The sequence below is a fragment of the Serratia sp. BNK-12 genome, assembly GCF_047456085.1.
Taxonomy (GTDB): domain Bacteria; phylum Pseudomonadota; class Gammaproteobacteria; order Enterobacterales; family Enterobacteriaceae; genus Serratia; species Serratia liquefaciens.
Genome location: NZ_CP179896.1, coordinates 4,186,483 through 4,199,811, shown reverse-complemented (window position 1 = coordinate 4,199,811; position 13,329 = coordinate 4,186,483). Strand labels below are relative to the sequence as shown.

Sequence of the window (13,329 nt, the reverse complement as noted above, 5' to 3'; positions counted from 1 at the left end):
AGTAGTTATGTTGGCTAAAGTTAATCGGCTGTTCGCCGGTGCGCTCCTGGCGCTATTGCTTCCTGCTGTCGCCGTGGCGGCGGATTACCGTGCTGGCGAGCAATATTCTCGCCTGGATAAACCGGTGGCGTCAGCCCCTGCGGTGGTGGAGTTTTTCTCTTTTTATTGCGGCCCTTGTTATCAGTTTGCCGAAACCTACCATGTGGGCAGCACCGTCAGCCAGGCGCTGCCTGAGGGCACCAAGCTGACCAAATATCATGTCGGCCTGATGGGCAAATTGGGCAATGAGCTGACTGAAGCCTGGTCGATCGCGATGGTGATGGGCATCGAGGATAAAATCGAAGGCCTGCTGTTCGACGAGCTGCAAAAAAAGCGCGCCATCAACAGTGAAGAGGATATTCAGCGGGTGTTTGCCGCCGCCGGCGTAGATGCCGCGGCCTATGAAAATGCGCGCCACAGCCTGTTGGTGAAGGGCTTGATTGCCAAGCAGAATGAAGCGGTGAAAGCGCTGGACGTACGGGCAACCCCATCGTTTTATGTCTCCGGCAAGTACAAAATCGATAATGCCGGAATGGCGAGCCAAAGCGTTGACGGCTATGCAAAAGAATACGCGGCCGTGGTGCGTTATCTGCTGGATAGCCAGCCTTAATCCTCCCGATTCTCCCGTTTTTATCAACCCGGCTACGGCCGGGTTTTTCATGTCTGGAGCCATAAGGCGCAATTTGTGATCCCAGTGCCAGATCCCACTGTCGGCATTGCTTGTATGTTACTGGATTGTTATGTTGATTTTCTGTTCATTGCCGCTTGCGGTTCGAACGCGTCCATCGCTGATGTGTGAAGGGGGGATCCATGGCAATTTCCGTACCGGTCAGGGAGGTTGGCTTCGAAGAGTGGTTGGCGAAAATCAACTCCGCCTGCGGCCGGTTCTGCGCCCGAACTCTGGGGCCGGGATTTAGCGGCGCGATGCAGGAGTTTCGTGCCCACGCGTTACGTATGAGCGTGGTGGATGCGACGCAAACCCGCCTGTATCGAACCCAAAAAGAAATTAACCGCAGCGACGGCTCGCATTTTTTCACGGTCTTTCAACTGCGCGGCAGTTCATTGATGGAGCAGGGTGACCGACAGGCAGTCTTGTCCGCTGGTGACGTCACGCTGATCGATGCTTCACGTACCAGCAGTTTTACCTTTCAACAGGACTCCCGCCAAATCTCATTACTGATGCCGCGCAGCTATTTTGAACGGTCGGCACGTTTTAGCGATCTGCAATTCGCACGACGGCTGGATGGGCAAAGCAGCATGGCGCGCCTCAGTCGGCAACTGGTCTTGGGCTGCATGCAGGACGCGCAGATGAGCGCACCGGAGAGCGAGGCGATACTCAGTGCCGTGGCAACTCTGTTGCGCCCGGCGCTGGTGGAACCTGAAGTGGGAGCGGAGGTTTTCCCGCAGGCTTTCACCCGAACGCTGGCGTTTATCGATACGCATATCCAGTCGCCGCAGTTGCGGCCTGAGTGGATCGCCGCTGAACTGGGCGTTTCGGTACGCAGCCTGTACCGGATGTTTGCCCGTCAGGGACTGGTGGTGGCGCAATATATCAAGCACCGCCGTCTTGATTTGTGCGCTCAGGCGCTACGCACGGCGCCTGAGCGGCAAAAGTTGGTCACTATCGGCCATGACTGGGGTTTTGCCGATCACAGCCATTTCTCCACCGCCTTCAAAAGCCGTTTTGGCGTTTCGCCCAGCGAATACCGCAAGCAGTATCAGTAGCGCCCTTAAGGCGCTACTCAGATTATTGACAAAGGGGGATAAAAGCGTGGTTTTTCCCCCTTTGAGTTATCAGCCGAAAATCAATAATTTGATTTTCCTGATCTATTTTCAAAACCTTTAGCGCCTGCTGACAAACATTTTATGTTTATCAGCAGTATCAGTAGCGCTCTGAAGGGCGCTACTGGCGATTAAGGCGCTGTTCAGTAACGAATGCACACCGATTTGGATTCGGTATAAGCATCCAGCCAGTCCGGGCCGAAATCACGGCCGCTACCCGATTGTTTGAAGCCGCCGAAAGGCATGTTGGCGTCGATCAGCGTATGGGTGTTGACCCACACCGTGCCGGCCTGAATTCGTGGCGTGAAGGCCATCGCCGCTTGCAGGCTGGTGGTCCACAGGCTGGCGGTCAGGCCGTAATCGGTATCGTTGGCTTTGCGCAACGCTTCTTCAGCATCCGCGATGCGGATCAGATTGACCACCGGGCCAAACACTTCTTCGCGCGTCAGGTTCAGCTTGTCGTCAGGGTTAATTACCAGCGTCGGCGGAATATAGAACCCTTGCGAGTCCGGCCCGGTCGCGCCGCTGATCAACTCAGCGTGCTTGGATCTGGCATCGTCCAGATAGGCCGCCACTTTATTGCGGTGGTCGCTGGAGACCAGTGGGTTGATCTGCGCACTGGCATCCATGCCCGGTCCGACGGACAGGGATTTCACCGCCTGCTCGAACCCGGCCACCAAAGTGTCGTAGATTGGCGCTTCAATATAAATCCGCGAGCTGGCGGCGCACACCTGCCCCTGGTTCAGGAAACTGCCCGCCATCAGGCCTTCGATAACCTGCTGCGGGTCGGCATCTTTCAGCACGATGGCCGGGTTTTTACCGCCCAGCTCCAGCGTCACGCGTGTCAGCCGGTCCGCCGCTGCGCGGGCGATGCCTTTGCCGACCGGCGTGGAGCCGGTGAAGCTCACTTTGGCGATCAGCGGGTGTTCGGTCAGCGCTTTGCCGCAGCCGGTACCTTTACCCGTCACCACGTTGAATACCCCCGGTGGAATGCCGGCTTCGGTCGCCAGTTCAGCCATGCGCAGCAGGGTGAGCGGTGTGGTCTCCGAGGGTTTGATCACGATGGAACAACCTGCGGCCAGCGCCGGCATCACTTTCCACATACCGATCATCAGCGGGAAGTTCCACGGCACAATGCCTGCCACCACGCCAATCGGCTCTTTACGGGTATACACCTGATATTTGGCCCCCGGCGGCATGGGGATCGACACGTCCAGGGTTTGGCCGGTGATCTTGGTAGTCAGCCCGGCGGTGTAGCGCATCCAGTTCAGCGTGCAGCCTACCTCGAACATGCGGGCAATATTGATCGACTTGCCCTGTTCCAGCGTTTCCAACTGGGCCAGTTCTTCGGTGTGCTGTTCAACCAAATCGGCATAGCGCAATAAAATACGCTCGCGCTCGGCAGGTAAACGTTGCGCCCAGACCCCAGAGGTAAAAGCCTGATGGGCTGATTGTACGGCGCGTGCGACGTCTTGCGCGTTGGCGTCGGCGGTGGAAGAGATTTGTTGTCCATTGGCGGGGTTATACACCGCCAGCCGGCCTTCGGCGGTGGAACCACACCATTGGCCGTCGATATACAGCCCATGATGACGATCGAGAAAACGCGAAACGCTGTCCATCACTGCTACGTTATTGTCAGGCATACGCCCTCCTGTCAGACAAAAAAGGTCGCTATCGTTAACCTTAAAAGTCTATAGCAGGCAGAGAAGGAGGGCTTTTGTCTGTCTGACATTCGGTTTGTCGTGCGTGACAGAGTAGAGAAAACGGCTGAGGGGATCAGCCGTTAATGCGGCGAACTAGGAGCTGAGGGTAGCCAAACGAGTGGCGAAGCCGAGGAACAGCAGGCCAATCAGGCCATTACCCAGTTTTGCCAGGCCTTTCTTATGGTTAAAGAAGTGCGCCAGCATCGCGCCGGAGAAGATCAGCGTGGTCATGTAGATAAAACTGACCGATTCGAGGATCAGCGCCAGAATGGTGAACGACAGGCCGGTGTGCGCATAGTTGAAGTCGATAAACTGCACGAAGAACGACACGTAGAACAGGATCGCTTTCGGGTTGGTCAGGCTGAGCGTCAGCGATTTGCGCAGGATGCTGTGGCCGCCTTCAATCTGTTGTTGCTGCGCCGTATTTTTCTGGATAAAGGTGGCGTAGAGAATTTTCGCACCGAGGAACAGCAGGTAAATTGCGCCGAGAAAACGCACCAGGGTAAACAGGAACGGCGTGGTACGGATCAGCGAAGCCACGCCAATATAGGCGCAGAAAATCAGGATCGCATCGCCGATAAACACGCCCAGCGCGGCGGTATAACCGGCACGTACGCCACGTGTCACACCGGTCTTCAATACGTACAGCGTATTCGGGCCTGGCAGAATGATGATAAATACCACCCCTGCCAGATAGGTCCAAAGATTCAGGACGCCAAAACTCTCTAACACAATAACCTCTCCATGCGCGGAACTGACAGCCAATAACACTGGCTACACCCGTAGCCGGGCGCGATCCTAACGCCGCAGCGGCGGGTTGGCAACGTATTAAACTTCATGTTGTTTGCCGTATTTTGCTACAGGTCGGCGCCAGTCAATACTGCATCGAGCGGCGCCAATTGAAGGGATTTTAGGGTTTACGCGCCAGCAGCGTGGCAAAGCGCAGCGAAATGCGGTTACCGGCGGCGTCGGTTTTGTGCAGTTGGCCGACATCCTCGTTGTACTTCAGGATTTCCCAGTCGGCGTAATACTCCTTCAGCTCGCCCGGTTTAAAGGTGAAGGGGAAGGGCAGACTGCAAGGGTAATCCGGAGTATCCATCGCGGCGACAATCAGGTTGTAACCGCCGTTCAGGGTACTGTCCTGCATGTTTTTCACCAGCCCTGGAATTCGCTCGCGGCTGAGGAACATAAACACCACGGTGGAAAGAATAAAGTCGTAATCGCCGCTGAAGGTGTGAGCATTGAGGTCTTGCACGCTGGCGCGAATGTGCGTCAGTCCTTCGCTATCAATGATGCTATTGAGGTTGTCGATCGACGGGCCATGTTTGTCCCAGGCGGTGACGTCAAAGCCTTTCAGATTGAGATAGAGCGAGTTGCGCCCGCCGCCGCAGCCCAGATCCAGCGCTTTGCCGGGTTTTATGCGCTGCACGGCTTCGATCACCTCGGAATGGGTGCGCGTCAGTTGGTGCTTTTTGTGGTAGTAATCCTCCGGTGAACAGTAGAAAGCCAGTTGGCAGGTCATATCATCGGAAAATGAAACGATGCGGTGCCATTGCTGTGGTTCGATAAACGGCGGCTGGCTCTCAGGGCTGAACTGCCAGGTTTCGGTAGTTTCGCCCTCTTCGGTCATCAATGCAAAGGTCAGGGTGCCGCTCAGCAGCGTGAGTTTGGCCCAGGTGCCGCTTTGGGTGTTGTGCTTTTGCTGGAAACTCTCCGGCAGCGTCACGCTGTTCCATACCGGCAGGGTTTTATAACAAAGCAGCTCATTCATGCGTCTCTCCTTAAATTTTGCGTTGCCCCGGTGTGGGCGAATAAAATGATTTTATATATTGCATATAAAATACATCTTTATCGGCTCGTTGAAAATGCCCGCGATCATGAAAGGTGTGATTAGAAGTGTGCAAGGCAAGATGCTTAACCCCACGGTCATTCCTTTAAGGTATATTTCCTGGCAGACGCCTGCTCCCAGCTTCGAATCAACACATTTAGACTGGATCGGGGTCCGCTGCTGGGCTAACGTCACTGCAGTGTATGTCAAAACGATCAGGGAAAAGATGCCAATTCGCCGTTTTATCAACCCGATGACCTTGCGTCCGTTGAGCCTGGCCGCGCTGCTGGTGCTGGCCGGTTGTACCACGAAAACCACCACGACTTCACCGGTGCAGCGCCCGGCTGACGTCAAAGCTCAACTGGTGCGCTTGATGCCGGCTAACACCGCCGATCGCCAGGGCTGGGCCACCGATATCACCGCCGCTTTTGCCGCACAGGGTATCGAGCCCAGCGACCAAAACCTGTGTTCAGTGCTGGCGGTAACCGAGCAGGAGTCGACCTTCCAGGCCAATCCGCCGGTGCCAGGGCTGCCCAAAATCGCCTGGAAAGAGATCGACCGCCGCGCTGATCAGTTGCATATTCCCAACTTTTTGGTGCATACCGCTTTGCTGATCAAGTCATCGAACGGCAAGAGCTACAGCGAGCGTTTGGATAAGGTTCGCACCGAAAAAGACCTGAGCGATATCTTTGACGATATGATTGATTCGGTGCCGATGGGGCAAAAGCTGTTTGGCAGCCTGAACCCGGTGCATACCGCCGGGCCGATGCAGGTCAGCATCGCCTTTGCCGAAGCGCATGCCAAAGGTTATCCGTATCCGATCGACGGCTCGATCCGCCGTGAAGTGTTCACCCGCCGCGGCGGCATGTATTTCGGCATTGCCCACCTGTTGGGTTACCCGGCTGACTACAGCCAGCCGATCTACCGCTTCGCCGACTTCAATGCCGGTTGGTACGCCAGCCGCAACGCCGCTTTCCAAAGTGCGGTCAGCCGCACGACGGGCATTCCGTTGGCACTGGATGGCGACTTGATTAACTACGGCACCGACAAACCCGGCACCACCGAGCTGGCGGTGCGTACCCTTGGCAAGCGGCTCAATATGAGCGACTCGGCAATTCGCCGGGCGCTGGAGAAGGGGGACCTGCCCGAATTTGCCGATACCGACCTGTATGAGCGAGTGTATGCGCTGGCAGAGAAAACCACCGGCAAGAAACTGCCGCGGGAAATGCTGCCAGGCATTCAGTTGGAAAGCCCGAAAATCACCCGTAAGCTGACCACCGCCTGGTTTGCCAAACGGGTGGATGAGCGGCGCCAACGCTGCATGACGCGCGCTTCGGCAGGTTAAACCTGCGGCAACACACGCTTCTGCAAAGTTTACAGCGGCAGGTGGTGCAAGGTCTGGAGGGATCCGCCGCGCATTGAGCTACGGCGGATGTTGACGCGGTTAAGCGCGACGCGGGTTGGTCAAGCCGAAGTTAAAGTTATTGCAGCGGTTGCAGAATTCCTTCATCACCGGCGGGGTGTCCATCATCGGCACCTTAACTTCGATAAAGGCCAGCCGATCCTGACGCGAGGCGTGTTCCAGCGCCAATTCCAACTGGTGGGTAGTTTCTACCGCCACGCTGAACGGCTTCGCCTGGGTATTGAACACCGCCGGCAGTTTGGCGTAGTCCCAGGGGCCGATATCGTTGTACGACGAGTTCTCGCCAAGAATATAACGTTCGATGGCGTAACCATCATTGTTAATCAAGAAGATAATCGGCTTCTGGTCGTAGCGCAGCAGGGTGGAAACTTCCTGAGCGGTCAGTTGGAAAGAACCGTCGCCAATGAACAGCAGATGCCGGCGGTCTTGTGCGGCCATCATGGTCCCCAGCAGCGCCGGCAGGGTATAGCCAATCGAGCCCCAGATCGGTTGATTGACCACCTGAACACCGTCCGGCATACGCATGCCGCCAATCGCCGCGCCCGAGGTGCCATTCTCCACCACAATTACGTCATCGGCGCGAATAAAGCGTTGTATGCGTTGCCATAAATAAGCCTGATCGATAGGGGCATCGCTGGGCGTTGCCAACCGATGCCGCGCTTCAGGCAGGGGCGTCGGCGGGTGGCCTGTTACCTCTTCACCCAGTGCCAGCAGCGCCTGCAACAGGTCGGCGGTCGCCACTGCCGGGTAAGAGGTGGTGCCCAGCTTCACGGAGAACGGCTGAATATCAATTTGCGCGTCAGCCGGGATCTGGTGCGAAAAATACCCGGTTGTCGAGTCCACCAGGCGAACGCCAAAGCTCAGCACGCAGTCGGCGTGCGCCATATGTTCATAGAGTTCGGGGCGCGAAAGGTTGCCGCTGTAACCGCCCATCCAACCCGGCGTGGTTTCCGGAATGATGCATTTGGCCGTCGGCATATTGGTGAGGGGAATGGCAAATTTATGTGCGACCTCGATCACTAATTGCTGCAGTTGAAAGCGATCCACCATTTGGTCGACCAGAATAATCGATTTCTTTGCCTGTTTTATTCGCGCCAGCAATGCCATGGCCGCCAACTGAACATTATATTGGTCGCTGGCTGGCAATTGCGGCGCGACCATTGCCTGAGTGATTTCAATTTCCACATCACAAATATCAGAAGGTAACTGTAAATAAACCGGTTTCTTTTCCGTCCAGGCACGGGAAATAACGCGAGGGATCTCCATCGCCGCATTTTCTGGCGTGATCAACGCTTGGGCGACGGTGAATTGTTTAAAACAGTTCATGACGTTATCAAAATTGCCGTCCGCCAGCGTGTGGTGCAGCAGCTCATGATTTTTCATTGCGTGCAGCGGCGGGGTACCGGCCAGGCAGACAACCGGTGCGGACTCGGCGTAAGCCCCGGCAATGCCGGACAGCGCGGCCAGATCGCCGACGCCGTAGGTGGTGATCAGTGCCCCAGCCCCTTTTAACCGTGCATAACCGTCGGCCGCGTAGGACGCATTCAGCTCATTGCAGTTGCCAATAAATTCAATATTGCTGTCGTGCTCGATCAATTCCAGCAGCGCCAGATTATAGTCGCCGGGTACGCCATAAATACGATCGATGTTCAGGGTGCGGAGCTGTTGCAGGATGAATGCCCCGATAGTGATTTTCATGTGTTTCTCCGGATTTTTTATCTTTCTTTTATCAGGCAGAGAGCAGCAAATAACTTGCTGGCGATGTTGTGTTATGAGCAATTCAATAAACGTTCAGCCCTTGCAGACCGGGTCATGCTCGTTAGCTTTAACAATTATTTAAACTATCGGCTTGTTCAAGTTGAGCGGGGCGCATGAGAGGGTAGTTTGTTGTATTTGCGGGTTTACGTTGGGGGTGAGGGGGATTAACCGCAGCGATGTTGTGGGTGGTATTTTTCACCAAATGTAATGGATATGTGAAATATGGCGGCTGTGGCCGGAACATGGCGCGCGGGATGATCATCGGTACTTTTGCCTGCCGCTAAAAATGACGGTGGAAAGTCATCCGTTTTTGCCGTTGCAGGCCTCTAAAACAGCGTTGTAACTGCAAATTTACAGTCGTGTCGCCTGACAGGGCCTTGAGCTTATTGAGATTGCCGCAAAATGGGGGAGAGAACCCACGAAAAGCGTGACGGCCATTACAGTTGCTCTTTGGGCGGCAGTAAAGATTTCGCTACGTTCAGAGCAGGAAAGAAGTTCGCTAGCAGGCTGGTGAGCCACCGGGTTTTACTTCGGCAGCGGCATTATTGCGGAGTATTCCGACAGACGGTGCATAGGGAGCGCAGTAGCCTGAGCGCCCGGAGTCGACCCGCCGGGCGCGTTTCCCTTTATCTGCGGCTAAACTTAACCAAGTGACAACGAGGTAGGAGAAAGCAGTTGGATAAATAAGATACAGCTTGATCTTGATGGGTCGATCGGTAAGAATCGCCGGCCTTATTTTTTACAGGAGTTTGATGATGTTTTTTAAACGGACAATTTTGGCTTGCTCAGTGGCGCTGCTATTTCCTGCACTACCTTCTTACGCTGAGGTTGGTGCAGAAAATGGCAGCGCGGCGCAGGCTGAAAAACCGGGGTTGTGGCAGCGTTTCACCGATAACGTGGCGGAAACCTGGAACAACTCGCCGAATAAAGACATTTATCTGCCGGCCATCACCTGGCATAACCGCTGGACTTACGACGACGAACATATCGATAAGTACAACGAGCGCCCCTGGGGCGCCGGCTATGGTATTTCGCGTTACGACAGCGACGGTGACTGGCACGGTATCTATCTGATGGCATTCAAAGATTCATTCAATAAGTGGGAGCCGATCGGCGGTTACGCTTATGAGAAGATCTGGCGTCCTTTGGACGACAAGGACTTCCGACTGGGTCTGGGCTTCACCGCCAGTGTTACTGCGCGAGATAACTGGAATTACATTCCTATCCCGGCCCCGCTGCCTTTGGCTTCTATCGGTTATAAGCGCCTGACCTTCCAGGCCACTTATATTCCTGGCACCTATAATAACGGCAACGTGTTCTTCGCCTGGCTGCGTTGGCAGTTCTGATCCCCAGCGGGTCGCCCAGTTTGGCGGCCCATAGCGCCTAGCTGTACATTCCTTGCTCAAAAAATTACCTGAATTCTGAAAAAACGCCGTATTGCCGGCTAAAAGGAACTTGTCGCCGTAGGTGACGTCCCAAGAGGTGACCCGGCGCATTGCGCTGATTGCACACGATTCGCCCATCCGCTTTCTCCTGTTGCCAATGGCAAGGGGGGATGCTGAAAGGATGGCGAGATAAACAGGAGCTTTACCCCATGAACACCAAGCATCGTTTACTGCTGGCGCTGACATTGACTTCCGCCATGACTTGCGGCGCCGCTCAGGCAGCCGGCCTGATGGACTCCCTCAGCAGCGCGGCCGGTGAACTGAGTAAATCGGGTGGCAGCACCAGTGGCACTTCACTGTCTTCCCTGACCGGTTTACTGAACGGTGGCGACAAAGCGCTGAGCTCCAGCAGCATGACCAACGCGGCCGGCATCTTGCAGTACTGCGTGAAAAATAACGTCCTGTCGGCCAACGGCACCGAAGCGGTGAAAGACCAACTGCTGAGCAAATTGGGCATCACCAGCACGGAGAACGCCAAAAGCCAGGACTACCAGCAAGGGCTGGGCGGTCTGCTGAAAACCGGCGAAGGCAAGAGTCTGGATCTGAACAGCCTGGGCACTTCGCAAATCACTGAAAAAGTGAAGCAAAAAGCCTGTGATTTGGTCCTGAAACAGGGCGCGTCCTTTATTTCCTGATAGCCTGAACGGCGGTATGCTCCGGCTGCCGCCGTTTTTAACTTTCCCCGCCGTATTTCAAACGGGCCGGCTATCTGCGACGTGAAATAGACCGGGAGTGGTAAGAGAAAAAATGAAAAAAATTCTGATGGTTTCCCTGCTGGCAGGGATGGCGATATTACAGGGCTGCAGCATGAAATCTAACGATGCGCCACCGCCGCCGCAGGTAAAACCAATTGGCATGGCGAACCCGGCGGACGTGTATTGCACCAAGATCGGCGGCAAGCTGAACGCCAAGCAAAATGCTGACGGCCAGTATTCCACCTGTACCTTGCCGAACGGTCAGGAAATCGAAAGCTGGGAATTATTCCGCCGCGATCATCCGGTGAAGAAATAAGCCTCGCGATTAAAACTCGCGGTCGCTGATCGGTTGGTATTGCACACTGCCGTCCGTTTGCAGTTTCAGCGACAGCCGCCAATCCTGATGACGACTCAGGGTGAAAGGTTTGGAGCGGAAGTTACAGCCGGTTTTGATGTTTTTAATTTTCATCACGTATTCCCCGGCCGGGTTGGTTTTGATATTAAAACTGCCGGCTGCGGGAATAAAAACTTCCGCCAAACGCTGTGGCGCGCCCGGCGTCTCCAGTTTGACCAACACCGCAAAATTGTTGTTTTGATTATCCAGTGTCAGTTGTTGCAGTGGGTTGGCGGCTTTGCCTTCCGGCTGATGCAGGTAGCCGGCCGAAAGAGGCCAGGGTTGCCCGGCATTGTCATGCAGCGGGCCACCACACTGTTCGCGTGCTTCGCGCATCGGCATTTCACGCTGGATGGCCCGGTTGTAATCTGTGGTAGCCGTCGCGACAAACTCATCGTCATTTTGATCGGCTCGCAGATAGCGTTTGGCGCTGAAAACCCCAGCGGCAATCAGCATAAAGAAGATAAAAATCGTCAGGCGGCTCCTGAAAATGCCCCCAAACAGCCTGCCCGGCAATTGAAATAGCCACTTCGCAATTTTTGACAGCATCCTTTTCCCTTAGCGCCCAAGCCGTTACGTTCTGCGGTAACCTTGCTCGCCTCAGTATAGCCAAATCACTTGGGGTGAGGTAATAACCCCGTAAAATTCCTGAGTTTTAACCCATCCCTTCTTCCAGCAGCAACAGCAGTAAAAAACCGACAAAAAACATCGCGGTGGCGAGCGGGGTATCTTTACCTCCTTCATGCGCCTCAACCAGCAACTCCTCCGTGACCAGATAGAGCAAGGCAATCAGGCCGAAGGCCAGAAACGCGGTTAGCCAGAATGCCCCCAGCATGGCAATCGGCGCACCCAACATACCGCCTAGTGGCAACAGCAGAGCCAGGCCGCCAATCGCCAGCATGGCTTTTATCCGTCGGCCGAAAAAATCACGTAAATCGCCCACGATCGACAGCCCCAGAAACAGCACTTCCAACGTTAGCGCGAGCGTCAATAACAGGCCCGCTTTTGCACCGGCAGCGAAGGCGATGCCCAGCACCAGGCCATCGATAAAAATATCCACGCCGACGGTTGCTACAAAGCCCACCGGCCCCTGAGCCCGTTCGCCCAAACGCCTGACCAGCAGCATCATCAGTACACCTGCGGCACCACCGAGCAGCACTGCCCAGGGCGATTGTTGCTTGAGGTCGGGCAGAATTTCGGTCGCGGCCGCGGCAAAGACGATACCAGCGGTAAAGTGATGAATGATGCGCATGGCGGCATCGCCAGGGCGGCGGTACAGCGCGATGGCGGCGCCAATGACGGTCGCTGCGGCGGGGAATAAGGTATAAAGCACGGCTGAGGTCATCAATAGTCCTTTATTTGAGACGTAAAGTTTCAGTCTAGCCCAGCGCTGCCCTTTCGTAGCGTTGCATAAAAATTTGTACGTTTATGCACGTTTGTGTACATTCGTGATCACTTGTTCGCCATCGAGAAGCCGAATGTCCAAAATGTTGCCCAATCAGCGCCACGACGCGATCCTCGCTACCTTGCAGCAGCAGGGGCGAGTGCTGGCGGTTGAAATGGCGGAACGCCTGAAAACCACCGAAGCCACCATTCGGCGCGATCTGCGCCAGTTGGCGGCACAAAACCTGTGTAAACGCATTTATGGCGGTGCGCTGGCACCCACGCCGGCAACCGGCCCTATCAGCGCAAGGCTGCAATTGAGCGGTGACGAGAAGCAGGCACTGGCGCTGGCTGCGCTGGCATTGGTCAAGGAAGGGCAGGTTATTTTCCTCGATGCCGGCAGTACCCACCTTTATTTGGCCGAGCTGTTGCCGCGCGATTTGCGGCTGACGGTGGTGACTAACGCATTGACTATTGCCGGCAAAATGCTGGAACAGCCGGGGATCCGCACGATTTTAATCGGCGGCGAGCTGGATGCCGACATTGGTGGCTGTGTGGACGCCAAGGCGGTACAGGAAATCGACGATTTTTACTTCGACCTCGCTTTCGTCGGCATTTGTGCTTATGACCCGGGCTGCGGTTTCTCGGCGCTGAATTATCAGGATGCCCAGTTCAAGAAGCGTCTGCTGGCGCGGTCAGGCAACTTGGCGGTGCTATGCACCGGCGACAAACTCAACACCTATGCCCCCTACAGCTTTTTGCCCGCCCATCGGGTCGATTATTTAGTCACGCCGCCTGGCCGTCATCCGCAGCTCGAACAGCAGATCACGCACAGTGGCGGCAAAGTGTTGTACAGCGATTCACCCATTGGAGACTGAG

13 protein-coding genes are annotated in these 13,329 nt (G+C 55.4%); 7 read left to right on the top strand and 6 right to left on the bottom strand.

The features are described from left to right. The first annotated feature begins 7 nt into the window (after positions 1–7). Both ACMGG1_RS19620 and feaR read left to right on the top strand, forming a co-directional pair. Positions 8–649: a DsbA family protein gene (locus ACMGG1_RS19620; RefSeq protein ID WP_046374409.1), complete on the top strand. Its 642-nt coding sequence runs from the start codon at positions 8–10 to the stop codon at positions 647–649. Positions 650–849: 200 nt separating this feature from the next. Continuing rightward, entirely contained in the window at positions 850–1,764 is a 915-nt protein-coding gene (gene feaR / locus ACMGG1_RS19615; protein ID WP_020825392.1) for a transcriptional regulator FeaR, read from the top strand. A 200-nt stretch (positions 1,765–1,964) separates the two neighbouring features. Here the strand turns inward: feaR and ACMGG1_RS19610 are convergent, their stop codons facing one another. From ACMGG1_RS19610 to tehB, 3 genes are all read right to left on the bottom strand, one after another. Continuing rightward, positions 1,965–3,464 (bottom strand): aldehyde dehydrogenase family protein, encoded by a 1,500-nt coding sequence (locus ACMGG1_RS19610; protein WP_201895696.1) that lies wholly within the window; start codon positions 3,462–3,464, stop codon positions 1,965–1,967. A 153-nt stretch (positions 3,465–3,617) separates the two neighbouring features. After that, the gene (leuE, locus tag ACMGG1_RS19605; protein ID WP_142815820.1) at positions 3,618–4,256 is read right to left on the bottom strand and encodes a leucine efflux protein LeuE; all 639 of its coding nucleotides are present in this window, start codon (positions 4,254–4,256) and stop codon (positions 3,618–3,620) included. Between the two features lie 178 nt (positions 4,257–4,434). Beyond that, positions 4,435–5,295 carry an SAM-dependent methyltransferase TehB gene (gene tehB, locus ACMGG1_RS19600; protein ID WP_176983605.1) on the bottom strand — a complete coding sequence of 287 codons (861 nt, stop codon included), beginning with the start codon at positions 5,293–5,295 and terminating at the stop codon, positions 4,435–4,437. 283 nt (positions 5,296–5,578) lie between these two features. On the opposite strand from tehB, the gene ACMGG1_RS19595 reads away from it, so the two are divergent. Continuing rightward, positions 5,579–6,697: a DUF1615 domain-containing protein gene (locus ACMGG1_RS19595; RefSeq protein WP_142815818.1), complete on the top strand. Its 1,119-nt coding sequence runs from the start codon at positions 5,579–5,581 to the stop codon at positions 6,695–6,697. 99 nt (positions 6,698–6,796) lie between these two features. Here the strand turns inward: ACMGG1_RS19595 and ACMGG1_RS19590 are convergent, their stop codons facing one another. Further along, the gene (locus tag ACMGG1_RS19590; RefSeq protein WP_414160951.1) at positions 6,797–8,473 is read right to left on the bottom strand and encodes an alpha-keto acid decarboxylase family protein; all 1,677 of its coding nucleotides are present in this window, start codon (positions 8,471–8,473) and stop codon (positions 6,797–6,799) included. Positions 8,474–9,285: 812 nt separating this feature from the next. Here ACMGG1_RS19590 and pagP point away from each other — a divergent pair. The 3 genes from pagP (at position 9,286) to ACMGG1_RS19575 (ending at position 10,989) form a co-directional block, all read left to right on the top strand. Continuing rightward, the gene (gene pagP / locus ACMGG1_RS19585) at positions 9,286–9,879 is read left to right on the top strand and encodes a lipid IV(A) palmitoyltransferase PagP (RefSeq protein ID WP_170868519.1); all 594 of its coding nucleotides are present in this window, start codon (positions 9,286–9,288) and stop codon (positions 9,877–9,879) included. A gap of 248 nt (positions 9,880–10,127) precedes the next feature. Beyond that, positions 10,128–10,613 carry a DUF2501 domain-containing protein gene (locus ACMGG1_RS19580; RefSeq protein ID WP_020825399.1) on the top strand — a complete coding sequence of 162 codons (486 nt, stop codon included), beginning with the start codon at positions 10,128–10,130 and terminating at the stop codon, positions 10,611–10,613. Positions 10,614–10,725: 112 nt separating this feature from the next. Further along, entirely contained in the window at positions 10,726–10,989 is a 264-nt protein-coding gene (locus ACMGG1_RS19575) for a DUF333 domain-containing protein (RefSeq protein ID WP_020825400.1), read from the top strand. A 9-nt stretch (positions 10,990–10,998) separates the two neighbouring features. Here ACMGG1_RS19575 and ACMGG1_RS19570 read toward each other — a convergent pair whose 3' ends face one another. Beyond that, positions 10,999–11,616: a hypothetical protein gene (locus ACMGG1_RS19570; protein WP_020825401.1), complete on the bottom strand. Its 618-nt coding sequence runs from the start codon at positions 11,614–11,616 to the stop codon at positions 10,999–11,001. 106 nt (positions 11,617–11,722) lie between these two features. After that, positions 11,723–12,412 carry a ZIP family metal transporter gene (locus tag ACMGG1_RS19565; protein ID WP_020825402.1) on the bottom strand — a complete coding sequence of 230 codons (690 nt, stop codon included), beginning with the start codon at positions 12,410–12,412 and terminating at the stop codon, positions 11,723–11,725. Between the two features lie 133 nt (positions 12,413–12,545). Between ACMGG1_RS19565 and ACMGG1_RS19560 the strand changes: the two genes are divergently transcribed. Then, positions 12,546–13,328 (top strand): DeoR/GlpR family DNA-binding transcription regulator, encoded by a 783-nt coding sequence (locus ACMGG1_RS19560; RefSeq protein ID WP_122077432.1) that lies wholly within the window; start codon positions 12,546–12,548, stop codon positions 13,326–13,328. Position 13,329 lies beyond the last annotated feature (1 nt).